This is a genomic window from Paenibacillus sp. JZ16, from assembly GCF_015326965.1.
In the GTDB taxonomy this organism is placed as follows: Bacteria; Bacillota; Bacilli; order Paenibacillales; family Paenibacillaceae; genus Paenibacillus_AQ.
Genome location: NZ_CP017659.1, coordinates 3,677,837 through 3,702,699, shown reverse-complemented (window position 1 = coordinate 3,702,699; position 24,863 = coordinate 3,677,837). Strand labels below are relative to the sequence as shown.

Annotated in this window: 18 protein-coding genes; 17 read left to right on the top strand and 1 reads right to left on the bottom strand. The window is 45.5% G+C overall.

Translation table 11 applies throughout. The features are described from left to right. Nucleotides 1-10 precede the first annotated feature (10 nt). From BJP58_RS17000 to pcrA, 12 genes are all read left to right on the top strand, one after another. Nucleotides 11-1,462, top strand: coding sequence for a methyltransferase domain-containing protein (locus BJP58_RS17000; protein WP_194544742.1), 1,452 nt, complete (start codon nt 11-13; stop codon nt 1,460-1,462). A gap of 17 nt (nt 1,463-1,479) precedes the next feature. Next, on the top strand, nt 1,480-5,532 hold the full coding sequence (locus tag BJP58_RS16995; protein ID WP_194544741.1) for a glycosyltransferase family 4 protein: 4,053 nt from the start codon (nt 1,480-1,482) through the stop codon (nt 5,530-5,532). A gap of 64 nt (nt 5,533-5,596) precedes the next feature. Beyond that, nucleotides 5,597-6,340, top strand: a complete 744-nt coding sequence (locus BJP58_RS16990; protein ID WP_194544740.1) for a sugar phosphate nucleotidyltransferase — start codon at nt 5,597-5,599, stop codon at nt 6,338-6,340. A gap of 18 nt (nt 6,341-6,358) precedes the next feature. Continuing rightward, nucleotides 6,359-6,907 (top strand): dTDP-4-dehydrorhamnose 3,5-epimerase, encoded by a 549-nt coding sequence (gene rfbC / locus BJP58_RS16985; RefSeq protein WP_194544739.1) that lies wholly within the window; start codon nt 6,359-6,361, stop codon nt 6,905-6,907. Between the two features lie 12 nt (nt 6,908-6,919). Next, complete coding sequence (gene rfbB, locus BJP58_RS16980) at nt 6,920-7,942, top strand: dTDP-glucose 4,6-dehydratase (RefSeq protein ID WP_194544738.1); 1,023 nt, start codon at nt 6,920-6,922, stop codon at nt 7,940-7,942. Then, nucleotides 7,939-8,823: a dTDP-4-dehydrorhamnose reductase gene (gene rfbD, locus BJP58_RS16975; RefSeq protein WP_194544737.1), complete on the top strand. Its 885-nt coding sequence runs from the start codon at nt 7,939-7,941 to the stop codon at nt 8,821-8,823. Before rfbB ends, rfbD begins: the two co-directional genes overlap by 4 nt. 127 nt (nt 8,824-8,950) lie before the next feature. Continuing rightward, entirely contained in the window at nt 8,951-9,880 is a 930-nt protein-coding gene (locus BJP58_RS16970) for a glycosyltransferase family 2 protein (RefSeq protein ID WP_194544736.1), read from the top strand. 110 nt (nt 9,881-9,990) lie between these two features. Then, entirely contained in the window at nt 9,991-10,902 is a 912-nt protein-coding gene (locus tag BJP58_RS16965) for a glycosyltransferase family 2 protein (RefSeq protein ID WP_194544735.1), read from the top strand. Beyond that, nucleotides 10,899-12,299 carry an undecaprenyl-phosphate glucose phosphotransferase gene (locus BJP58_RS16960; protein WP_194544734.1) on the top strand — a complete coding sequence of 467 codons (1,401 nt, stop codon included), beginning with the start codon at nt 10,899-10,901 and terminating at the stop codon, nt 12,297-12,299. The genes BJP58_RS16965 and BJP58_RS16960 overlap by 4 nt, the downstream gene beginning before the upstream one ends. A gap of 117 nt (nt 12,300-12,416) precedes the next feature. After that, nucleotides 12,417-13,289 (top strand): phosphatidylinositol-specific phospholipase C/glycerophosphodiester phosphodiesterase family protein, encoded by an 873-nt coding sequence (locus BJP58_RS16955; protein WP_194544733.1) that lies wholly within the window; start codon nt 12,417-12,419, stop codon nt 13,287-13,289. Between the two features lie 429 nt (nt 13,290-13,718). Continuing rightward, the gene (locus BJP58_RS16950; RefSeq protein ID WP_194544732.1) at nt 13,719-14,408 is read left to right on the top strand and encodes a heptaprenylglyceryl phosphate synthase; all 690 of its coding nucleotides are present in this window, start codon (nt 13,719-13,721) and stop codon (nt 14,406-14,408) included. A 315-nt stretch (nt 14,409-14,723) separates the two neighbouring features. Beyond that, nucleotides 14,724-17,054, top strand: a complete 2,331-nt coding sequence (gene pcrA / locus BJP58_RS16945) for a DNA helicase PcrA (protein WP_194544731.1) — start codon at nt 14,724-14,726, stop codon at nt 17,052-17,054. Between the two features lie 151 nt (nt 17,055-17,205). Here the strand turns inward: pcrA and BJP58_RS16940 are convergent, their stop codons facing one another. Then, entirely contained in the window at nt 17,206-18,198 is a 993-nt protein-coding gene (locus tag BJP58_RS16940; protein WP_194544730.1) for a LacI family DNA-binding transcriptional regulator, read from the bottom strand. Between the two features lie 248 nt (nt 18,199-18,446). Between BJP58_RS16940 and BJP58_RS16935 the strand changes: the two genes are divergently transcribed. The 5 genes from BJP58_RS16935 to BJP58_RS16915 all read left to right on the top strand — a co-directional run bounded on the left by BJP58_RS16935 (nt 18,447) and on the right by BJP58_RS16915 (nt 24,789). Next, entirely contained in the window at nt 18,447-19,766 is a 1,320-nt protein-coding gene (locus tag BJP58_RS16935; RefSeq protein WP_233355098.1) for an ABC transporter substrate-binding protein, read from the top strand. Between the two features lie 83 nt (nt 19,767-19,849). Further along, nucleotides 19,850-20,731 carry a carbohydrate ABC transporter permease gene (locus BJP58_RS16930; RefSeq protein WP_194544729.1) on the top strand — a complete coding sequence of 294 codons (882 nt, stop codon included), beginning with the start codon at nt 19,850-19,852 and terminating at the stop codon, nt 20,729-20,731. After that, nucleotides 20,731-21,555 carry a carbohydrate ABC transporter permease gene (locus tag BJP58_RS16925; RefSeq protein ID WP_194544728.1) on the top strand — a complete coding sequence of 275 codons (825 nt, stop codon included), beginning with the start codon at nt 20,731-20,733 and terminating at the stop codon, nt 21,553-21,555. The genes BJP58_RS16930 and BJP58_RS16925 overlap by 1 nt, the downstream gene beginning before the upstream one ends. Beyond that, nucleotides 21,555-23,054 carry a glycoside hydrolase family 32 protein gene (locus BJP58_RS16920; RefSeq protein WP_194544727.1) on the top strand — a complete coding sequence of 500 codons (1,500 nt, stop codon included), beginning with the start codon at nt 21,555-21,557 and terminating at the stop codon, nt 23,052-23,054. Before BJP58_RS16925 ends, BJP58_RS16920 begins: the two co-directional genes overlap by 1 nt. A 46-nt stretch (nt 23,055-23,100) precedes the next feature. After that, entirely contained in the window at nt 23,101-24,789 is a 1,689-nt protein-coding gene (locus BJP58_RS16915) for an alpha-glucosidase (RefSeq protein ID WP_194544963.1), read from the top strand. Nucleotides 24,790-24,863 lie beyond the last annotated feature (74 nt).

Genomic DNA, 24,863 nt, shown 5'->3' with positions numbered 1-24,863 from the left:
AGGTATAAATGTGGATAAGAAAATGCGGCCGCTGCGTTCACAAGATATTATAAATAGTATCAATCACTTTTTGGAGTTACCGTCTCTCGAAAATATTGATATTAAAGAAATCACCGAGGTTGGAAAGGGAATAGTCAATGAACAGAGAATGGAATTGTCTCGTCTACGAGAAGATATCAAACTTCCGATAAAGGAGATTTATTTTCTTGAGGAACTCTTACAATATGATGATGAGGAATTTATCCGGGTTTGTTATCATGCCTTGCTAAGGAGAAATCCCGATAGTCAAGGGTTTAACAATTTTCTGGCTTTGTTGCGTAACGGTACTTTATCTAAAGTTCAAATACTTGGCCGTCTGAAGAAATCAAAAGAGGCACAAAGATTTAATGTGCAAATTATTGGTTTGAAAAAAAAGTACGCATACAGCAGGATAACAAACTTACCGTTTTTTGGGTACGGTTTGAAAGTCATTGCTTCAATGATTAAACTCCCTCGGATCGTTAAACACCTTCAGCAAATTGAAGCCTATACAAATGCCAGATTCACTATACGTGATAAAATAAATGATAATAATGTTGAGGCAGTTGAGAGTTTACTATCAAAACAAAACAACATTATTGATCAATATAGGTTGGAGATACATAGGCTCCAATCCAAAGTCGAGATTTTAGAATCGATGGTGGCGAATGTAGAATCAAAGGTAACGAATATAGAATCACATAACAAGGAGACAACATTGAAGAGTCAGGTATTAGATAATAGAACCAAAGTGTTGTGGGAAAATTATGTCGATAATGATAATAGTCTTTTTGATTCTATGTATCTAGCATTTGAAGATAGATATAGGGGGACGCGTTCAAACATTAAGATGCGCCAAGAATATTATATTCCCCATGTAGACAAAGTTTTTAAAAAAATGTCGAATTGTAAGTTATTAGACCTCGGCTGTGGACGTGGAGAATGGCTAGAACTTCTTAAAGAAAAAGGGTATGCTGCCGAGGGCACTGACCTTAATGAAGATATGGTGAATTATTGTACGGAATTGGGGATTAAAGTGGAGTATATGGATATATTATCATATCTATTTAAACAGAATGCTGAGTCGGCGGGAGTTATTACCGGATTCCATATAATTGAGCATATTCCCCTAAACATAACTATAAAAGTATTAGAAGAATGTATGCGAATACTTAAGCCGGGCGGGATGATTATATTTGAAACTCCAAATCCAGAGAATATTATGGTTGGGTCATATAGTTTCTTTTATGATCCAACCCATCAGAAGCCACTTGTACCCGACACCATAGAGTTTATTGCCCAACAGAAAGGGTTTATCAATACCGAAATACACCGTTTACATAAACGGAATGATCCAGATTATGTGAATCATCGTGATATCGACGAAGTGCTTTATAAAATTAGTATGGAACAGGATTATTCTTTGATCGCTTATAAACCGTGACTTATCAGGAGGTAAGAATGAAGAAGGCTTTAGTTATGAACTTTTTCCCGGCATTTAATCCATCTACTAGTGGGGGAGAGTTGAGATATTATAATTTTTATAAAGAATTAAGCAGAACTATTGATGTAACTTTGTTATCTCCAACATATTCTCACCATGAATTAGAGGTAATTTGCCATAATGATCATTTTCGAGAATATCGAGTTCCTAAACAAAGTATTCATGATACGCTACACTTTAATTTAGATAAAGAGGATGTTGGCACAGAGATTTCAGCACTTGTCTGTGCACTAAGCGCAGAGCAATACAACAATTATCATGAGAAGTATCTAGAGTTGTACGAATATTGTGATTTCATTATCCATGATTCCCCATATATGCTAAATTACGACGTTTTTTTTGGAATAGATAAAAAGCCTAGAATCTACAATAGTTATAATCATGAGACAGAACTAGTCCGGCAAACTTGGAAAGGGAAAAATGCTAGTAAATATGTTGAATATATTGATAATTTAGAGCGTAAATTAGCACAAAAATCAGATGTTGTATTTGTGATATCGGAAGAAGAAAAAATAAGCTTTTTGAATAATTACAATCTAGAATTGCGGAAAATATTTCTAGCTCCTAACGGAATTGAACCAAATGATTGGAAGGACATTACTCGTACTGTCGAAAAGGGTAGACTAACAGCATTTTTTATAGGAAGTGCACATCCTCCAAATGTGGAGGCAGTTGACTTCATTCTCACTACTTTGGCTCCTAGTTGTCCCGATATAGAATTTCTAGTAGCCGGCGCATGTTGTAACAATTTCACGAATGTAACTCAAGCTAATGTGAAATTATTAGGATTGATAGATGATGAGAAAAAAAATCAACTGTTCTCTAATTCAAGTATAGCAATTAACCCCATGTTTTCAGGGGCTGGAACTAACTTGAAAATAATAGAATATCTTGCTGCTGGTATACCAACCGTATCTACGGAGTTTGGAGCTAGAGGCTTAAATTTAACTGATGAATTGAACTACTTTAGGGCGACAAAAGATAATTTTTCAGATGTTTTAAACACTCTCTCAAAAGAGAGGGATGATAAGATAGAAAGTATTGGGCTAAACGGTCAATGTTATATCTTAGAAAATTTCTCTTGGGAAAAGATTGTAGGTAAGGTTGGTTTAAGGCTTTCGGAATTATTACAAAGTAATTTAAAGAAAAAACCTAGCATTCTATTACTAAATGATTTTGAAGTTTCAAATCCTACATCTGGTGGAGAAATTAGAATTAATAAGCTATACTCAGCCGTTTCAAAATATTATCAAGTTAATATGTTGTGTCTAAATGATAATAAAGGAATAGTGAGAGAAGATATAACTGATAGTTTTTCGCAGATTTCAGTCTCAAAAACATCTGAGCATGTAGAGGAAGAGATTAATGTTAATAGTTTATACTGGATTAGTGCTTCGGATATTGTGACTTCTTATATGGTTGAAAAGAATGAACTCTTGAAAAAAATTTACAAATTAATGTATTCAACAGCAGACCTAATTATTTTAGTACATCCTTACATGGTAATGCTTACTAACTTTGCAGAGGATGATAAACCTTTTGTTTATGAGAGCCTAAATTCGGAAATTACTTTAAAAAGAGAAGTGCTAGTAGGACACCCTCGATTTAAAGAACTAAATGACCAAGTGTTCAAGATTGAACACTTAGCTTGTCAAAAAAGTGAATTTATTGTAAGCGTTTCTGATACAGATCATGATAGTTTAAGGGAGTTAATTGGGGATAAAAATACTGAAATTGAAACTGTTAAAAATGGAGTAGAAGTAACTAAAAAAATCAACAACACTCAAAATTTAAAAGCTGTATTCAATGGATTTCCGGTGGTTGTTTTTGTCGGAAGTGGACATCCTCCCAACATAAAGGCTGCTAGGTTTATTATAGAGGAATTAGCGCCACATATAGCTGCATACTTTGTCATAATAGGAACGGTATGTGATGCACTTATAGGTGATTATCCGGATAATGTCATCCTTTTTGGTAGATTAAATGATGTTCACAAGGAATTTATTATGCAAATGGCTGATGTGGCTGTTAATCCTATGTCTGGTGGATCAGGTTCTAATTTAAAGTTGGCAGATTATATGGAACACTCATTACCAACCCTCACTACTAATATAGGTAAACGGGGATATGATATTGAGGATAATGTCCATGCTGTAATTAGCGAATTGACGGATTTTCAAATGAATCTAAAGAAGTTACTTTCTGATTCAAAACAACAAGAATTAATAGGAAGGAAAGCAAGGCTATACGTTAAAAACCATCTTTCGTGGGAAGTATTGGCTAGAAGATATAAAAACCTGATTATGGAAAAGGTTTTTGAAAGGAAAAAGAAAAAGTTGCTTGTATTAACATACAGGTACACTGAGCCTCCGCTTGGAGGAGCTGAGACTTATCTTCTAAACATTATCAAGAAAATAGATGACATAGAGGATTTCTCTATAGATGTTGCTACATTAGACATTGAATATATATATAATAAATTTCATTTTTCCAATGAGTATACCTATGATGATGATTTTAATAATAAATCTTATAAGGATACTCATATCTATAAGTTTCCGGTTTATAACTTGGATGACAAAATAGCGTATGATAATAGCAAACTGTTATTTAATCAATGGGTTCATGAATCTATAAGATTCTCGTTGAATTTTATTCATAAGTATGAGTTTCCAATTTTGCTTGGAGGCTGGTTTTACCCTGAACATAGCGGAAAATATTCATCAATCTGGTCATCAAATCACGCCTATATTTACACAAAAAACGTTCAAACTCTAACTTTCATTGGGAGTGTTCCAGAAAAGAAGGAGGTGTTATTCAAGAACAATAACAAAATATTAAGGAAAGAAAAACTTAATGGTAGTTTTGAGATTGTTATTAAACCCAATGGGGCTGAAATCATTGAGTTGGAAATGGATCCATATTACTTAGAGGGTTCAGACCCACGTTGTCTTGGAATAAGAATAGAATCAATATTAATTGAAGTAAACAATAAGTCGAAAGAGTTGCAATTAGATTATAGTTATAAAGATTATCTTAAACAACATTATTATGAGGAATATATTGAAGGACTTATTACTCAAGCAAAAACTAGGGATCCTCATTGGGATGAGTTATTTCAAAGGACTCGCGGACCGCTTTCGAATGAGATGGACAAATGGTTAGAGGTACATATTAAGGAGGTAGACATTGTTCTTGGACATAGCGTTCCCTTTAATACGACAATTAAAGCTGTTGAACTTTCAAAAAAACATAATAAACCAGTAGTTGTACTTCCTCATTACCACATAGATGATGAGTTCTATCATTGGAACTCATATTACAATGCTTTATTAGAAGCTAATAAAGTCATTGCAGCTCCAGAACTGTCAGTCCCTCTTTTCTATAATAAAATAGGAGCGAATACTATATGTCTTCCAGGTGGAGCAATAAGTAAGGATGAGTATCAGAATATAGATGATACATTGTTCAGAAAAAGGTTTGATTTAGAACTTCCATTCATATTGGTTCTAGGTAGAAAAGCTCGTTCCAAAAATTATAGCTGGGTTATAGATGCTGTTGAGAAAATAAACCGTGATTTTAAAAAATGCAACCTAGTTATTGTGGGAAAAGATGAAGATGGTGATCCCATAGAAAACGAAAATGTATTCTATTTTGGAGAGCTGACACGTGAAGAAGTATTGGGGGCACTTAAAAAGTGTTCAATGCTTGTCACAATGAGTAGTAGTGAGAGTTTTGGGATAGTCATTTTGGAAGCGTGGATGCAAAAAAAACCGGTTATAGTGAATGAGGATTGTCCTGCTTTTGTTGAGCTTGTCCAAAACGGCTTCAATGGTATTACGAGTAGAAAAGAGAAACTCCATGAGGATATTCAATACTTATTGAACAATCCGGCTGCTGGAGAAAAAATGGGAGAACAGGGGTACTCGCTCTTATCAGATAAATACACATGGGAGTCTGTTGGTAAGGAAATAAATAACATTTTGAAAAGCTTGGCACATCAAAATTAAGTCTATAATTTCCCTTAAAAAATTTTATGTTTAAATTTTTTTTAGACGGAAGAAGGTGCCGCGAATGAAAGGAATTATTTTAGCAGGCGGAACAGGCTCACGCCTCTATCCCTTAACCAAAGTCACCAATAAACACCTTCTGCCAGTTGGCGCATATCCAATGATCTTCTACCCTGTGTATAAACTCCGTCAAGCTGGCCTTACAGACATACTCATTGTGACGGGGAAGGACCACATGGGGGATGTAGTAAACCTATTAGGTAGCGGTAGCGAAATGGGGGTTTCCTTCACATATAAAGTGCAGGATGAAGCAGGAGGCATTGCTCAAGCGTTGAACCTTGCAGAGCAATTTGCAAATGGCGAATCAGTGGCGGTCATCCTCGGCGATAACGTGTTTGAGGATGATATCTCCACGTATGTGGCTAACTTTCAAAGCCAAATGTCCGGTGCCAAGATCCTAATTAAGGAAGTTCCTGATCCTAACCGTTTTGGTGTTCCGGAAATCCAAGGCAGCCAAATCATTTCCATTGAAGAAAAACCGGAACAGCCTAAGTCCAATTATGCTGTCACGGGAATATATATGTATGATGATAGGGTTTTTGATATTATTAAGACGTTGAAACCATCAGCTCGTGGCGAATTGGAAATCACAGACGTCAACAATGCATATATTGAACGAGAAGAGCTTACCTTTGATACGCTTCAAGGCTGGTGGACGGATGCGGGAACGCATGCGTCGCTCGCTCGGGCCAATGAGTTGGCTAGAGATGTTCGATTCGGTGATGATTTCGGAAAACTTAAACTGTAGTTAGGGAGGAATTGAAAGATGAACGTAACTCCTTTAAAACTCACAGACGCCTTTGTACTTGAACCGGTGGTCCACGGCGATCACCGGGGTTTTTTTATGGAGAGTTACAACAATTCACTTTTTAAACAACATGGCATTGCCTATAACTTCATCCAAGACAACCAATCTTTATCCGCAGAAGCTGGTGTTTTGCGTGGTCTTCATTATCAGCTCAACCCTAAGGCTCAAACCAAACTCATACGTGTCCTAACAGGTGCAATTTACGATGTGATCGTAGATATTAGAAAAAGCTCTCCTACCTTTGGTCAGTGGATTGGTGTCATCTTGAGCGAGCATAACCATCGTCAGCTGCTTGTTCCTAAGGGCTTCGCACATGGTTTTTGTACGCTGGTGCCGAGCACCCAGGTTCTTTATAAAGTCGATGAATATTATTCCCCTGAGAATGACCGCGGCATATTATGGAATGATCCAGCTTTGGGGATTGATTGGCCAATGTCGAATCCGATACTATCGGATAAAGACCAGCGGCACCCACTGCTGAAAGACGCAGAGATCAATTTTGACTAGGGGGCAGTTCGGATGAAACTTCTTGTTACCGGCGGTGCCGGTTTTATCGGCAGTAACTTCATTTTGTATATGATGCAGCAGTATCCCGATTACCAGATCGTGAATATGGATGCACTTACGTATGCAGGCAACCTTGAAAATTTAAAATCCGTACAATACCACCCAAACTACTCGTTCGTGAAAGCAGATATTGCTGACAAACCATCAGTAGATGCGATTTTTCAACAAGGCATCGATGTGGTGGTTAATTTCGCAGCAGAATCACACGTAGATCGCAGCATCTTGGAACCGGAAATCTTTGTGAACACCAATGTGCTGGGTACACAAGTCCTTCTGGATGCAGCCAAAAAATATGGCGTGACCAAATTTGTTCAAGTATCCACGGATGAAGTATATGGGTCCTTGGGCGAAACCGGTTTGTTCTCTGAAACCACGCCACTTGCTCCTAACAGTCCTTATTCAGCCAGCAAGGCAGGTGGGGATCTGCTTGTAAGGGCTTATCATGAGACCTTTGGTCTTCCAGTTAACATCACTCGCTGCTCGAATAACTATGGTCCATATCAATTCCCTGAGAAGCTGATCCCTCTTATTATCTCTCGTTCCCTAAATGATGAATCTCTACCTATATACGGTGACGGCCTGAATATCCGCGATTGGCTGTATGTTGAGGATCATTGTAGTGCGATCGATCTGGTTATTCATCAAGGGAAGTTGGGCGAGGTTTATAATATCGGGGGGAACAATGAGCGGACCAATCTGCATATCGTAAAAACGATTTTGGAAGAGCTCGGGAAGCCGGAATCATTGATCACTTATGTAGCAGACCGTCCAGGCCATGACCGACGTTATGGCATTGATCCTACAAAAATAATGAATGAGCTGGGCTGGAAGCCAAAGCACAACTTCGAGACAGGCATTAAGGAAACGATTCAGTGGTATTTGAGCAACAATGAGTGGTGGACGAGAATTCAATCCGGCGCATATCGTGATTATTTGACCCAGCAGTATGGCAGCCGTTTGGGTGGGAACGGATGAAGGTATTAATCACAGGAGCACATGGTCAGCTAGGGCAGGATATTGCACGGATATTTAACCTAGCTGGTCATGAAGTTTTTAGCTGCGGTAGAAAAGAACTAAACATAACGGACCTAGATCAATGCCTCCAAGTAAGTTCAACTCGCCGACCCGACTGGATCATTCATTGTGCCGCTTATACGGCAGTAGATGCTGCAGAGACGGATGTGGAAGCTGCTTATGTCGTGAATGCAATAGGTACTAGAAACATGGCTCTCGCTGCCGAAAAAATCGATGCCAAGATCGTATTTATTAGCACGGATTACGTTTTTAGTGGTACAACCGAGAGGCCTTATATAGAGCATGATTTCCCCCACCCGCAAAGCGTTTATGGAAAATCGAAGCTTGCTGGGGAGCAAATGGTTCAGAGTTTTTGCTCTCGTTGGTTTATTGTACGAACATCGTGGCTGTTCGGCCTGCATGGGAATAACTTTGTGAAAACGATGCTCCGTCTAGGTCAGGAAAAACCGTTATTAAGGGTGGTTAACGATCAAAAGGGTTCCCCCACCTACACAGTAGATCTGGCACAATTTTTGTTAAACCTCATCTCCACTGAAAAATACGGTATATATCATGCCTCCAACAGTGGTTCTTGTACTTGGTATGAGTTTACTAGCGCCATTTTTGAAGAGGCTCGTGAACAATTGGGACTTACCATAACAGCTGAATTGCAGCCTTGCACTACTGAAGAGTTTCCCAGACCCGCTCCACGTCCGGCCAATTCAACGATGGATCACCTGGCTATCCGTCTAAACCAATTTGAGGATTTGCCACATTGGCGTGAAGGGCTGAAGCAGTTTATGCTGGATATGAAGCAGCGCCCTGAACTATACTTAAAGTGAATACAGCGATGTTAGAGACCTGATCTGTATGATCAGGTTTTTTTATTAACCTCTTCCCTAAAACCACTTGTAGATCTAATGAATTACAAAAGTATGAAGCCAATGTATTTTTTCCGGAGGTTCCCGTATGAAAAAAGTGCAAGTATTGTTATCCGCCTATAACGGCGAACAATATATATCCGAGCAAATCCAGAGTATTCTTAATCAGACGTATGCTACTGTCTCCATCCTGATAAGAGACGATGGGTCGACTGATAAAACGATGGAGCTTCTCGACCAATGGGTGACAACACATCCAGACAAGATCAAGCTCATAAAAGGATCAAATGTTGGCGTTGTGTCCAGCTTCTTTGAATTGCTGCGTGCTGCAGACGCCGAAGTTGATTACTACTGTTTTTGTGACCAGGATGATGTGTGGCTTGATCATAAGGTAGAGCATGCTATAGCACGTTTGAATTCATCTATATATACAGAAGTACCGGCGATGGTATTTACATCGACCTACCTTGCGGATGACGAGTTAAACCGGAAAGGTGCATGGCCTAAACCTCCTGCTCAGGAGCCTTCTTTCTTCAATGCGTTATACGAGAATATTGCCATTGGCGCAACGATTACGATGAATCGATCAACAAGAAACCTGTTTATAAATAGTAAATCGGTGGACAGCCAAAAGGTTCTTATGCACGATTGGTGGTTCTACCTGCTCGTATCCGCATTTGGAACCGTAATCTACGATAACACGCCGTCCATGTTATACCGTCAGCACAATAATAATGTGGTAGGAGGCAGTAACTCCATCGTGGGTAAGTTGAAGAGCAAATGGGCCAGTTTTAAGAGGCATACAGGCAAAGACTTGCTGCATAAACAAGCGAGCGAGTTTCATCGAATCTATGGATCGCGATTGACTGGAGAACTGAAAGAACAGCTGGAGTTATTTCTCGCATCTCGCACAAAATTCATCGATAGATTACATTATGCGCGCAAGAGCAAATTGTACAGACAATCCAAGGCAGAGAGTTTGTTGTTCAAGTTTTTTATTTTGATCGGGTTTATATGAGAGTTGAATGGAAGAGGACAGAGCAAACTTATTCCTTGATATTCCTTATTTCCCCGCGAACTATGCTATAATGTCGATAGATTACTATATTTGTCAGGAGACGTTATGCAATGGATTTAAGCATTTTAATCGTGAACTACAATACCTGTCAGCTGACGGTGGACTGTTTGCGATCCGTGTTTGCATCAGAGACGGAATATACATACGAAATCATTTTGATTGATAACAACTCGAAGGACGAGTCGGTTCAGACCATCCGAGAGTTATTCCCGCAGGTCAAGCTGATCGAGAACACGGAGAATACCGGCTTTGCCAAAGCGAACAATCAGGGGATGGAAATGGCGCAAGGTCGCTATATGCTGCTGCTGAATTCCGACACGATTATCCAGCAGGATACGATCCAGACGATGGTCGCTTTTATGGACTACAATCCGATCGTTGGGGTCTCTGGATGTAAAATCGTCCTCCCGGACGGTTCGCTGGATAAGGCCTGCAAAAGAGGGTTCCCGACGCCTTCGGCTTCCTTTTACTATGCCTTCGGGCTCAGCAAGCTGTTCCCGAACAAGCCGGAGTTTAACCAGTATCAATTGGGGTATTTGAATCCGGACGTCGAGTATCCGGTGGATTGTTTGGTTGGTGCGTTCATGCTGGTACGTCGCGAGACGATTGAGCAGGTAGGCGGGCTGGATGAGACGTTTTTTATGTACGGGGAAGATATTGACTGGTGTTACCGCATCAAGCAGGCGGGATGGGGCATTCACTATTATCCTCGGACCACGATTATCCATTATAAAGGCGGCAGCGCCCGGCGCAGGCCGTTCAAGATTATTTATGAGTTCCATCGCGCGATGATTCTTTTTCATCGGAAGCATTACCGGCAGAAATACAACATATTCGTTAATGGAGCCGTCTATGCAGGCGTGGGTTTAAAATTGCTCCTATCCTTGCTTATGAACCGGCTTAAGCCTATTCGTCCAGCAACGATAACGCAATCTTCAGGTGGAGTGGAGGTGAAATCATGATTCGCCAAAATCAGGGGTTTTTGACCAAATTGTATATGATTACCGATTTTGCTTTTATCCAACTGGCATTCTTGTTTGCATGGTGGATCAAGTTTGAGAGCGGTTGGTTTCCGTACGAAGAACCGCTCCCTCTTGAAACCTATACTTTGTGGAGTCTAGTTTATGGTGCAGTAGCCTTGGCTGTCGGCATCATGATTTCCTTATACTCACCGAAGCGGAAAAAGCGCTTTGCCGACGAGTTCATGAAGATCTTTCAGATGCATTTCATCGGGATGTTCGTCCTCCTCAGTTTAATGTTCTTCGTGAAGGAAGTGAATATCTCCCGTTGGTATCTCGCCATCTACATGATTCTCAATGTTGCTTTCATCATCCTATACCGTTATTTCCTCAAGAAATCCCTCAAGCATTTTCGGGAAAAAGGCTACAACCGCCAATTTGTGCTCATCGTGGGTGCAGGGTCGTTAGGCAAGCGCTTCTTCAAAAATCTGAAGCAATACCCGGAGCTTGGTTATGAAGTCATCGGTTTCCTGGATGATTACCAGCAGTGGGACGACATCGAGGCGAGACGGCTTAAACCCATTCTGGGGTCCGTCGGTGATCTACATAAGGTGTTAAACGAAAAGCTTGTCGACGAGGTCGTACTAGCCCTTCCGCTAAATGCGCACCACAAATATCCTGAAATCATTGCCGCGTGTGAAAAGGCCGGTGTCCGAACGCTGATCATCCCGGACTTTTTCGATTACCTCCCGGCAAGGCCAGTGTTTGATAATTTTGCTGGTATGCCGATGATCAACGTGCGCGATATTCCGCTGGATCTAGCGGCAAACCGACTGTTTAAGCGAGCATTCGATATTGTATTCTCCTTAGTAGCGATTATCCTGACCCTGCCGGTGATGATCGGGATTTACCTGGGTATTCGTTTGACTTCTCGGGGCCCTGTCATTTTCAAACAGGAGCGGGTTGGGCTGAATCGCCGGAACTTTTATATGTATAAATTCCGCTCCATGAAGCCGCTGCCGGAGGGGGCACCGGATACAGGCTGGACGGTGGAGAATGATCCACGCCGCACCAAGTTCGGCTCTTTTCTTCGGAAGACCAGTCTGGATGAGCTGCCACAATTCTTCAATGTCCTGTTCGGTCATATGAGTGTGGTGGGCCCTAGGCCCGAACGTCCTTATTATGTCGAACAGTTCAAAGAGGAGATCCCGAAGTACATGGTGAAACACCACGTACGCCCGGGCATCACGGGATGGGCGCAGAGCAATGGTCTGCGCGGAGACACTTCGATTGAGGAACGGATCAAGCACGATATTTTTTACATCGAGAATTGGTCCATTCTATTTGATATCAAAATCATTCTGCGCACGATCCGCAACGGATTTAAGAACGCATACTGATTTTAATGAATGTAGACGTCATTTGGCAGCCGCCAAGTGGCGTTTTTTGTTTGGCCGACCCTTCAACCGGGTATTTACCTAGCAACAGCGATGAACGAAACAAAGGGTGGGGATACCATGAAACGGATCGCAGCTGTCCTTCTATTATGTTCCGCCATTATAATACTGCTTCTGAATCATCTGGAGTTAGAAGAGGAAGCGCCGCAAGGATTCACGGCCTATCGGCTGATCGCCCATGCCATGGGGAGCATAGGGGAACAGTCCTACACGAACGCCTATGAAGCCATGGTCATTAACTACGAGAAAGGCACCCGGGTATTCGAGATTGGTTTGATGCTGACGGAGGATCGCAAAGTCGTGGCCAGGCACGAGTGGACGGAGAGCATGACACAGCAGCTGGGTCAGAAGGAGAAACTCCCCGATGATAAGCAGGCAGCGCGCCTGAGCCATGAAGAATTCATTAATACGCCGATTTTGGAGTTATACCAGCCGATGGATATTGAGGGGATCATGGATATGATGGAGCGTCATCCCGATATCTACATCGTGACGGATACGAAGGAGCAGGAGGATCAGGATATTCGGCACCTGTTCACGGAGATTGTAAGTGCTGCTAATGAGCGAGACCCGGAACTACTGGATCGGGTAGTCGTCCAAATTTATAATGAGCCGATGCTTGATATGGTTCAGGACATCTACCCGTTTCAATCGATTATATATACGCTGTATGCCACGCAGGACTCACCTGCTGAGATCACCGCCTTCGTACAGGAGAACCACATTGACGCGGTTACCATGCCGGAGTACAAGGTCAGCCCGAATTTCGTAGCGAAGCTGAAGGAAGCGGGTGCTGTGACTTATGTCCACACCATCAATGACACCACGACCGTGAACAATTATGAAAAATGGGGCGTGTACGGCGTTTACTCGGACCTGCTGACAGAGCCGGAGCTGGAGCAGAACAGCTTGAGATATACTATTAAAAAGTGACTGCCATAGAGGGCGCTTTTCATGGTTTGCCCCCCATGTTGTATCGCCCGTCAATTGAAAAGGCTAATTTCATATACAGTGATGCCGAACATCGAAGTCCGTTGTCTCCCAAAGAGACGCGGGCTTTTTCTTGATATCAGAAGATATAAATTCGAAGCATGGACTACTTGATATCACAAAAAACCACCATCTATATGTCCGGGATTGTGCGTCATGCGGTCCGGGATTATACGTCGATAGACGTTTTTCTTAGCGAAGTATCAGCCCCAATCCCTTTCCAGCGGCCCGGTTCGGATATCGACTGAACGGATAAATGACAATTACCAAAAAAATGTTCGTATTTTATGCGAACATAAATTGACTTGCTTACCGTGCTAGCATAGACTTATTTTAGTATAATAGTAACCCGTGAACGTGGAGGAATGACGCTTGAAAGAGATGATACAATCCTGGAGGCATGTGTTTAAGCTGGACCCCGACAAGGAGATCGATGACGAAACCCTTGATGCGGTATGTTTGTCAGGAACCGATGCCATTATGGTCGGAGGCTCAACCGGAGTCACTTATGAAAATACCGTGGATCTGCTGTCCCGAGTTCGGCGTTACGAGCTGCCTTGCGTGCAGGAGGTATCCGATCTGGAAGCCGTTGTACCCGGATTTGATCTATATATGGTCCCGATGGTTTTGAATACGCAGGATCCGACCTGGATTATGGGCCGGCATCGCGAAGGAATCGAACGCTACGGGTACATGATCCCGTGGGATCTGGTTGTGACCGAGGGGTATATCGTGTTGAACGAGAATGCCGCGGTGGCGAAGCTGACTGGAGCTGAGACTTCAATTGAAGCGAGCGCTGCCGCCGCTTATGCCCAGATTGCGGACAAGCTGATGAATCTGCCGATTGTGTATTTGGAATACAGCGGCGTTTATGGGGATATGGAGACCGTCCGTACGGTTCGAAGATCGCTGGATAACGCCCGTTTGTTCTATGGTGGCGGAATTACCACCTTCCAGCAGGCGCTGGAGGCTGCAGCTATCGCTGATACGATCGTTGTTGGAAACGTTGTGTATGATCATCTGGAGCAGGCGCTAGAAACGGTCAAGGCCGTGAAGGGCTGACTTGTCTCTGTTATAAGATATTAATAAGATCTGCCCAAAAATATAGAGGCGCGTTAAGCCAGTTCAGGCTCTATAATAGTGTGTTTTCTCCATCCGCCTTGTGACGGTTAAGTATACATTTATATAATATTTAATTTTATATTCCATTTAACCAAGCTAGCAGAACGCACCGTGTCTTAGACAGACAGTATTCAATATTCATATTCATTCACTTTGAATTTCATCTATCTGCCAGACCCTACTTCATTTTTTTCGCTTGTCATCTTTAACCAAGTTTCTCCCTTACCAAATCTACACTTATTAGGAGGCAATACTATGCATTCCATTGATATACACGACGCCGTCAGACGGCTGAATCCGCAGCAGCGCCAAGCCGTTGAAGCAACCGACGGACCGCTGCTCATTATGGCAGGTGCCGGCTCCGGTAAGACGCGGGTACTGACACACCGAATCGCATACCTGATCGCCACGCGCAAAGCTGCACCTTGGAGCATCCTGGCGATTACGTTTACGAATAAAGCAGCCCGTGAGATGCAGGAGCGGGTATCCAAACTGGTCGGCCGGGAAGGCCAGGACATCTGGGTCTCGACGTTCCACTCGATGTGCGTGCGGATTTTGCGTAGAGACATTGAACGGATTGGCTTTACATCGAATTTCAGTATTCTAGACTCGACGGATCAGCTGTCCGTTATTCGGAACGTGATGAAGCAGCACAACATTGATCCGAAGAAATTCGAGCCGAAGGCAATTCAAGCGGCCATGAGCGCGGCCAAGAATGAGCTGATCTCCCCGCAGCAGTATGAACAGAAGGCCGGAGACTATTTTGAAACCCTTGTTGCCAAGGTATATACGGAATATCAGAAGCGCTTAAAGAGCAACAACTCGCTCGATTTTGACGATCTGATCATGACCACGATCCAGCTGTTTAAGGAAGTGCCGGAGGTCCTCGACTTCTACCAGCGGAAGTTCCAGTACATTCACGTGGATGAGTATCAGGATACCAACCGGGCGCAGTACATGCTTTGCCGCATGTTGGCAGACAGCCATCACCGCATCTGCGTTGTCGGGGACAGCGATCAGTCGATCTACCGCTGGCGTGGCGCGGATATCACGAACATCCTGAATTTTGAGCAGGATTATCCCGAGGCGCGGACGATTCTGCTGGAGCAGAATTACCGTTCTACAGCGAATATTTTGAATGCTGCCAACAATGTGATCGGCCTGAACACAGGCCGCAAACCGAAGAATCTGTGGACCGAGCAGGGTGAAGGACCGAAGATCAAGGTGTTCCGCGGGGATACGGAGCATGATGAGGGGTATTTTGTTACCTCGGAAATCAGCAAGAGTGTTACCGCCGGCAAAAGCTATCAGGACCACGCGATTCTGTATCGGACCAATGCGCAGTCCCGGGTGATCGAGGAAATTCTGATCAAGTCGGATATTCCGTACCAGATCGTCGGGGGCATCAAGTTCTACGATCGCAAAGAGATTAAGGACCTGCTCGCCTACCTACGCCTGATCTCCAACCCGGACGACGATATCAGTTTAACGCGGATCATTAACGTGCCAAAAAGAAGCATCGGCGACACAACCGTTGCGAAGCTGGCTGCTGCAGCCGCAGAGCGGGGCATCTCGATTTTCCGCGTGCTGGAAATCGTGGACGACCTCGGTTTTGCCGGACGGACGCGCAATGCGCTGGTGGGCTTCTACGACATGATTGCCGCGCTTAGCCGAATGGTTGAGTTTCTGTCGGTCACCGAGCTTACGGAAAAAATACTGGAAATGTCCGAGTACCGGCTCGAGCTGCAAAACGAGAATACGATCGAATCCAGATCCCGCCTCGAGAACATTGACGAGTTCCTGTCGGTGACGCAAGAGTTCGAGAAGAACAACGAGGATAAATCGCTCATCTCCTTCCTCACGGATCTTGCGCTGATCGCGGACATCGATTCGATGAACGATGACGAAGAAGATCGTGACGACGCTGTCGTGCTCATGACGATGCACAGTGCCAAAGGCCTGGAGTTCCCGGTGGTGTTCATCATCGGTATGGAGGAGGGGGTATTCCCGCATAGCCGTGCCTTCATGGATAACGAAGAGCTGGAAGAGGAACGCCGACTAGCTTATGTAGGCATCACGCGTGCGGAGAAGCAGCTGTTCCTTTCCTGTGCACGCATGCGGACGCTATTTGGCCGCACGACGGCGAACATGCCATCGCGATTCCTGGAGGAGATCCCGGAAGAATTGAAGGAAGACACCCAGATGGCGCATGACCGATACCGCCGCGGCGGCGGTAGCAATGTGGGCGGATCTTACGCAGGACGCGGCTTCGGAGGCGGTGGAGGCAGCAACTTTGGCGGCGGTCGCAGTGTTGACCTCTCCCTCAGCGGATCGACCGCTTCCGCGCAAGCCGCGCCGAAGAGCCGGGTGACGATGACAACCGGTGGGTCATCCCGTCCGGCTGCTGCTTCGGGCAGTGGGGAATTTAAAGCCGGCGACAAAGTGGCCCATGGCAAATGGGGAACCGGTACGATCGTAGCGGTAAAAGGCAGTGGCAACGACATGGAATTGCAGATTGCATTCCCGGCGCCTGTGGGCGTGAAACGTCTGCTTGCCGGCTTCGCGCCGATTACGAAGGTGGAATAATGAATGGTGAGAATCACAAAGCCATTTAAGGGAAGCAGCAGGAGATGAACAGACGGTAACCTTATATTTTTTATTGAACAGGGAAGTACGCAGGAATGCAGTGCTTCCCTGTTCATGTTGTAGTAATGCCACAAAGGCGCTTCTTTCTCTGTCAGGTCGTATCCCCAACAACCAGTTCCACATCCAAAATAGTTGTGTTATTGATGTCCTCTGGCTTTTTTTCGATCATCTGAATCAGTGTATTGAGCAGCAACCGTCCGATGCGGTCGATCGGCTGTTTTACCGTTGTCAATTTCGGGCTTTGCAGCATGCGGGTGAAGCTGTGATGGTCATACCCGACGATCCTTAATTGTTCAGGAATTTTTATTCCTTGTTGTTGGGCATAGATATAAAGAGCGTATGCGACGATATCATTGCTGCAGAAAACGCCATCATATCCGGTTAACTCGACCGACGACAGCTCATGAGTGATAAAATCCCAAAAATAGTCGAAGGTCAGCTTGTTGCGGGCTCCCTGAATGAAATCGTATTCGATTCCGTGTTTCATGCAAGTGAGAATAAAGGCGTCTCCCCGCCGGTTGGACAGCATGTCGAGATCCAGCGGTCCCGAAATATGCAATATTTTCTTACAGCCCTGTTTGATCAAGTGTTCTGTTGCTAACTCGCCCCCCCGGTAGTTGTCTGAACCGACGCATGGGATGTTGGGGGAGATCATCCGGTCGAACGATACGATGGGCAACGTCACTTTTTTGTACTGTTCGATATCCAGTGTATGGCTGCACATAATAATCCCGTCCACCTGATTTTGCCGGAGCATGTTGATATAATTGGCTTCCTTTTCGGGATCGTCGAGCGAATTGCATACCAATACTTTGTAGTTTCGTTCATTGGCCTGAATCTCGATGTATTTGATCAACTCGGAGAAAAACGGATGGTTTGAATCCGGAACAATGACGCCAATGAAAAAGGTTTGGCTTCTTTGCAAAGCCCTGGCGATCTGATTGGGATGATAATCTACCGCCTGCATGGCCCATTCTACTTTTCTGCGGGTCTCCTTGCTGATATAACCGCGATTGTTTATGACCCGCGACACGGTTGTCACGGAAACCCCGGCCTTTTTGGCCACATCTTTAATGCTTGACATAAGATCATCCTTTTTTGTTGTTGCTTTATTTTTAGTTCTATAACGGTTTCATAATTCCTTTTTAACTATATCAATAATGTGTTAACGTTACCACACTATTATGGCATATACGTCATAATATTATTAATAAGTTCCTTTAATTGTTGAATATATTATATGAAAACGTTTGACATAAAATATAAAAGTAATATAATAAGCATGAGCTCACATCAATCTAACTTAAAAATGCAAGATTGGGGGAAGAACGCATGAAAATGAAGAAATGGGTTTCTTTATCGCTTACCGCGATAATGCTTACTGCTGCCTTGTCGGCTTGCGGGGGAGGCGGAAAGGCTAACGAAGAGGGCCAGGCAGGGGATCAAACGGCTGGTAAGCCGGTTGATATCACCGTGTTGGTCGGCAAGGAGGAAATTGCCAAGCCATTTGAAGCGATGGTGCGGGAGTATAACGAGTTGCAGGATAAAGCCAAGGTCACGATCATCCCGTTGTCCGGGGCAAACGGATATGAAAGAATGACTACGCTGTATGCGTCGAACAATGCTCCGACTGTGATCAGTATTGGTCAGGAAATGCCGCTGATGCAGGACAAGCTGCTCGACTTGTCGGATCAAGAGTGGGTGCAGCATGCCTCTGCAGGAACTTTGGATTATGCTACTTTTGATGGCAAGGTGCTCGGAATGCCGATGGCCGTCGAAGCCTTTGGGTTTATTTATAACAAAGCTGTGCTGGATAAAGTGACAGGCGGCAGCTTTGATCCGGATAGCGTAAGAACTGTAGATGAATTGAAAGCGCTTTTTGAAAAGATTAAAGCGAGCGGAGTTGCTCCGATTACCGTTAGCCCGCTGGATTGGTCACTCGGCGCCCATTTTGCCAACATTATGTTTACGAACCAATCGGCTGACCGCGACGAGCGCCATAAGTTCCTCGAAGAGATCAAGTCCGGTTCGGTCGATCTCGAAAGCAACGCGGTATTCAACGGATGGATGGATACCTTTGATTTGATGAAGCAGTATAACTCGGCGAAGGACGCGCCGCTTGCGGCACAGTACGACGAAGCGCCACTGCTTCTGGCCGATGGCGGAGCGGCGATGTGGTTCATGGGCAATTGGGCTTATCCGCAAATCAAGGAAGCAGATCCGGACGGTGAATATGGCTTTTTACCGGTACCGGTCAGCAATAACCCGGATGATTACGGGAACAGTCAGATTTCGGCAAGTGTCTCCTTGTACTGGGGGATTGACAAGGAGCAGTCCACTCCGGAACAGCAGGCGGCAGCCAAGGACTTCCTGAACTGGATGATCGGCAGCGAGGTAGGACAGGATTACTATGTAAATCAGTTCAGCGCGATTCCTGCATTCACTAATTTTCAGATTCAACCAGGGGACAGCCTGTCTCAATCCGTAATGTATTACATGGACAAACAGAGGACTCTTGAGTGGATGAATCTATACTTCCCGACAGACGGATTTCCGACGATGGGAGCGTCATTGCAGAAATATTTGACTGATAATCTTGATCGTGCCGGAGTTGCTAAGGAATTTGAAGAGTACTGGAAGACGAAGCGATAACATTGCACTGCTCAGAGGGATAGGTCAATTGGCTTATCCCCCTGCTTTATATTGAAAGCCCTTCTTGGAGGAGAGTCCAAAACATGTATAACGAAAAAACTTGGTTAGGGAAAACGAAGGTGTTCGGGCTTTTTGCGGCCGTGCCGTTGTTCGTGTTTATTACCGTTGTCATTGTCCCCTTTTTGGCTGGTTTATTTATGACGCTGACGAACTGGACGGGTACAGGCGATTTTGAAATTACGGGTCTGAGCAATTATGCCACTGCGCTGCAGGATTCCGTTTTTTGGAATTCGATATGGCTGACGTTGAAATATGTATTCTTTACCTTGGTGTTAACCAATGTGATCGGGTTTGCTCTTGCTTTGCTCGTGACGAGCGGGCTTCGCAGCCAAAACTTTTTCCGGGCTGGATTTTTCACGCCCAATCTGATCGGCGGAATTATACTTGGCTTTGTCTGGCAGTTTATTTTCACCAGGGTGCTTGTATCCTTGGGAACTGAGTTTAATCTCGGCATATTCTCATCATCCTGGCTTGCCGATCCCGGCATGGCTTTCTGGTCGCTGGTCGTGGTTGGCGTGTGGCAGAACGCGGGATATATGATGCTGATTTATATCGCTGGACTTACAGGCATTTCCGAATCGCTGACCGAAGCGGCTAACCTGGACGGTGCCAGCTACTGGAAACAGTTGACCCGGATTCGCATTCCGCTGATGGTACCAGCTTTTACAATTAGTCTCTTCCTGACGCTGCAGCGCAGCTTTATGGTCTACGATACGAACCTGTCATTGACCAAAGGCGGACCTTACCGTTCTACGGAGATGATCGCCATGCACGTCTATAACGAGGCGTTTGTTTATCAAAATTACGGACCGGGTCAGGCGAAGGCGTTCGTGCTGTTTTTGATCGTCGCCTTGATAGCCATCCTTCAGGTTAGAGCGATGAAAAAGGTGGAGGTGGAAGCCTGATGATCGGCAAAACTGGAAAAAGAATTCTCTTGTTTGTTGTGGGTTTGCTGTTTCTGGCTGTGTTTATTTTTCCCCTGCTTATGATTTTTCTGAATTCGTTGAAATCCCGTCTGGATATTGTGCGCGACCCGCTTGGCCTGCCGGGGGAACTGAGCTTTGGCAATTACAAAGAGGCCTTTGTGACGATGAATTTCTCGCATGCACTGCTGAATTCCGTGATTGTTACGGTCCTTTCGGTTGCCTTGATCATCGTATTTTCATCCATGCTGGCTTATTTTCTAGTTCGTTGGAATTGGAAAATCAATAATTACATTCTGATGATTCTTGTATCGTCGATGATCATTCCGTTCCAGGCGGTGATGATTCCGTTTGTGTCGATTTTCGGCGATTTAAACATGTTGAACAGCAAGTGGTGGCTGGCTTATTTCTATCTCGGCTTTGGCCTTTCACTGGCCACGTTTATGTACCACGGTTTTGTCAAAGGGGTTCCGAAGGAATTGGAAGAAGCGGCGCTGATCGATGGCGCGGGGAAATTGCGGGTGTTCGGCCAGGTCGTATTTCCGATCCTGAAACCGATCTCGACCACACTGGCGATTTTGGATGTATTGTGGATTTGGAACGATTTCCTGCTTCCATCGCTCGTGCTGATCTCGGAAGAAGACCGAACCTTGCCGCTGTCCACGTTTTATTTCTTCGGGAAATATACGTCGGATTACGGCGTGGCGATGGCCGCCCTTGTCTTGTCGATCATTCCGGTAATTATTTTTTATCTCTTTATGCAAAAACAAATTATTCGAGGCGTCGTTGAAGGAGCAGTTAAATAATGTCATATAAATCAACGGAATTTTCGAACGATTTCATCGCCAGGGCGGAAACGTATTTGGAGCAGGTGAAACCCGTGGCAGAAGCGAGTCTTTGGAAGCCGAAGTATCATTTATCCGCTCCGGCCAACTGGTTGAGCGATCCAAACGGTTTTAGCCGATTTAAGGGCGAATACCATATGTTTTATCAGCACCATCCTTACGGTCCCACATGGGGGAACATGTATTGGGGGCATATGAAAAGCCGGGACCTGGTCAATTGGCAGCATATGCCCATCGCTTTGGCCCCGGATCAGAACTATGACAAGGACGGTTGTTTTTCCGGAAGTGCCGTGGAGAAGGACGGGAAACTGTATTTGCTGTACACGGGGAACGTTTGGACCGGATCGGACTGGACCCGCGATCTGCTGCAAGTGCAGTGCGCGGCGGTCAGCGAGGACGGAGTCACTTTCACGAAGCTGCCGCAAAATCCGTTGATTTCAGCAGCGCCTTCGGGGGACATTCATCCGAATCATTTTAGAGATCCCAAAGTATGGCGGCAAGGCCAATATTATTATTTTGTCCTGGGCTCGCGCAGTCGCAGTGACAGGGGACAGGCGCTATTGTACCGTTCCACCGATCTGCTGAACTGGGAGTTTGTCAGTGTGTTGGCTCAAGGCGACGAGCGGCTGGGCTACATGTGGGAATGTCCCGACCTGTTTGCTGTGGACGACAAGCATGTGCTAATCATTTCGCCGGAGGGAATGGCGCCCGAGGGCGACCTGTATCATAACAAAAGCCAATCGGGCTATCTCGTCGGACAGTTTGATGAAGAGCGTGGTAAGTTTGAACATGATGATTTTTATTTGTTGGATTACGGGTTTAATTTTTACGCACCACAGACTACGCTGGATGAACAAGGGCGCCGGGTGCTGATTGGCTGGATGTCCATGTGGGATGATGAGAAGCCCGAAGCGGCGGACCAATGGGCCGGCATGATGACCATTCCAAGAGTGTTGATGCTGAGGGGAAACCAGGTGTTGAGCACACCGCATCCGGAGCTCTCGCAATTGCGGGGAACACATATCGCGCATACTGGCGTAACTTTGAAAAATGAAGTGACGCTAACAGGCATTCGCGGTAATTGTCTGGAACTAGGAATGACCATTCGTGCCCAAGAAGGTTCGGTGTTCGGTTTGAAGTTCGGCTGCAGCGAAGACGGCACGGAGGAAACGGTGCTGACCTTTGACGGCCGGGAAGGAAAATTGATTCTGGATCGTACGCGTTCGGGACAAGGTCCGGGCGGAATCCGCAAGGCGCCGGTGCAATTGAAGGATGGCCGGCTGGTTTTGCGCATCTTTATCGATCAGTCCTGCGCCGAAATTTTTGTAGGCGATGGCGAACAGACGATGAGTGCCAGGTTCTACCCGAGCGATACATCCGACGGTATCGTGTTGTTCGGTGACGGCTTAGCCGTGCTGGAACAATTGGGTAAATGGGAAATGAACAGCTGCTGGCTGTAAACATAGATGTTTTGATTCTCTGTATGGATGGGGACGGAGGTTAATGATGAGAGAGCAGAAGCGACAGTGGTGGAAGGAAAGCGTGGCGTACCAGATTTATCCACGTAGCTTCCAGGATTCTGACGGAGATGGAATCGGGGATTTGCGGGGCATCACGGAACGCCTGGATTATTTGCAATACCTTGGGATCGACTTGCTGTGGCTAAGCCCGGTTTATGATTCGCCGAACGATGACAACGGATACGACATCCGCGATTATCAAGGCATTCTGGACGAATACGGGACGATGGAGGATATGGACGAACTGCTGGAGGAGGCTCGCAAGCGCGGAATCCGGCTGGTGATGGATTTGGTTGCCAATCATACCTCGGATGAGCATGCCTGGTTTATCGAGTCCCGTTCCTCCAAGGACAGTCCGAAGCGAGATTGGTATATTTGGCGCCCGGGCAATGAGGGGGCGGAACCAACCAACTGGGAATGTGCATTTGGCGGATCGGCTTGGGAATTCGACGAGCAAAGCGGGGAGTACTATCTTCACTGCTTCTCGAAGAAACAGCCGGATCTGAATTGGGAGAATGTGGAGGTGCGGCAAGCGCTCTATTCCATGATTGATTGGTGGATGGACAAGGGAATAGCCGGCTTCCGCGTGGATGCGATTACGTATATCAAGAAAAATCCGTCTTTCCCGCAGCTGGCTGCCGAAGACGGCCGCCGCTACGCTCCGGTTGAACAGGTCAGCCTGAATCAGGAGGGCATCCTCGACTTTCTGCGTGAATTGAAGCAGGCAGCGTTGGAGCCCCGGGGCGCGATTACGGTCGCCGAAGCGCCGGGCGTGCCGCTGGAGCAGATCCATGATTTCGTCGACGATACGGACGGCGTGTTCACGATGCTGTTTCAGTTTAATCACGTCGACCTCGATATCAAACCCGGCGGCAAAGCGGAATTTATCGACTGGGATATGAAGAAATTCAAGGACGCGTTGTCCTTGTGGCAGCGGGAATCGAACCGGCACGGCTGGATGGGGCTGTTTCTGGAAAACCATGACCATGTCCGTTCGGTATCCAAATTCGGCGATGATGGAGAGTGCCGCGATCTGTCGGCCAAAATGCTGGCGGCGTATTATTTTCTGATGCGCGGGACGCCGTTTATCTATCAGGGACAGGAGATCGGCATGACCAACTGCCAGTTTGATTCGATCGACGAATACCGCGACATCGGCAGTCTTAATCTGTTCCGCGAGGAGACGGTCAAGGGCCGGCCGGCATCGGAGATATTGGACTATCTCGGCAGACGCAGCCGCGATCAAGGACGGACGCCAATGCAGTGGAGCGACGATCGGGAAGCGGGCTTTACCTCTGGGACGCCGTGGATTAAGGTAAACCCTAATTACACAGAGATCAACGTTGAGCAGAATATGCGGGACGAGTTTTCGGTGCTCCAATTTTACCGGCGACTGATCGCCTTGCGACGTCAGCATCCGGCGCTGGTGTACGGGTATTATGAGAGTCTTTGCGAGGAATCGGTGGAGATCGGCGCGTATCGGCGCGTCTATGACAGTGAAGCATTGATCGTTGTCTGCAATTTTACCGGTCATCGCGTCGAGTCGGCAGAGTTGGAGGAAATCCTGGCTGGCGGCGAACCGGTTTTATCCAATTATGAAACAAGGGAGCAAGGAAGCTTGCGTCCGTACGAAGCGACGGTGTACAGATGGGCGGCCGCAACGGGAGGTCAATGATGGAACGGTCCATGGAGGGGATTTTCACGAATTTACCCCTGGAGGAAAAAATCATGATCCTGAGTTGGCGGCTG

Bases quoted from the DNA above. Each gene is read 5' to 3' on its own strand.
- BJP58_RS16995 (WP_194544741.1), top strand. From the start codon at position 1,480: ATGAAGAAGGCTTTAGTTATGAACTTTTTCCCGGCATTTAATCCATCT.
- pcrA (WP_194544731.1), top strand. From the start codon at position 14,724: ATGCATTCCATTGATATACACGACGCCGTCAGACGGCTGAATCCGCAG.
- BJP58_RS16960 (WP_194544734.1), top strand. From the start codon at position 10,899: ATGATTCGCCAAAATCAGGGGTTTTTGACCAAATTGTATATGATTACC.
- BJP58_RS16920 (WP_194544727.1), top strand. From the start codon at position 21,555: ATGTCATATAAATCAACGGAATTTTCGAACGATTTCATCGCCAGGGCG.
- BJP58_RS16930 (WP_194544729.1), top strand. From the start codon at position 19,850: ATGTATAACGAAAAAACTTGGTTAGGGAAAACGAAGGTGTTCGGGCTT.
- rfbD (WP_194544737.1), top strand. From the start codon at position 7,939: ATGAAGGTATTAATCACAGGAGCACATGGTCAGCTAGGGCAGGATATT.
- BJP58_RS16935 (WP_233355098.1), top strand. From the start codon at position 18,447: ATGAAAATGAAGAAATGGGTTTCTTTATCGCTTACCGCGATAATGCTT.
- rfbB (WP_194544738.1), top strand. From the start codon at position 6,920: ATGAAACTTCTTGTTACCGGCGGTGCCGGTTTTATCGGCAGTAACTTC.
- BJP58_RS16990 (WP_194544740.1), top strand. From the start codon at position 5,597: ATGAAAGGAATTATTTTAGCAGGCGGAACAGGCTCACGCCTCTATCCC.
- BJP58_RS16925 (WP_194544728.1), top strand. From the start codon at position 20,731: ATGATCGGCAAAACTGGAAAAAGAATTCTCTTGTTTGTTGTGGGTTTG.
- BJP58_RS16955 (WP_194544733.1), top strand. From the start codon at position 12,417: ATGAAACGGATCGCAGCTGTCCTTCTATTATGTTCCGCCATTATAATA.
- BJP58_RS16970 (WP_194544736.1), top strand. From the start codon at position 8,951: ATGAAAAAAGTGCAAGTATTGTTATCCGCCTATAACGGCGAACAATAT.
- BJP58_RS16915 (WP_194544963.1), top strand. From the start codon at position 23,101: ATGAGAGAGCAGAAGCGACAGTGGTGGAAGGAAAGCGTGGCGTACCAG.
- rfbC (WP_194544739.1), top strand. From the start codon at position 6,359: ATGAACGTAACTCCTTTAAAACTCACAGACGCCTTTGTACTTGAACCG.
- BJP58_RS16965 (WP_194544735.1), top strand. From the start codon at position 9,991: ATGGATTTAAGCATTTTAATCGTGAACTACAATACCTGTCAGCTGACG.
- BJP58_RS16940 (WP_194544730.1), bottom strand. From the start codon at position 18,198: ATGTCAAGCATTAAAGATGTGGCCAAAAAGGCCGGGGTTTCCGTGACA.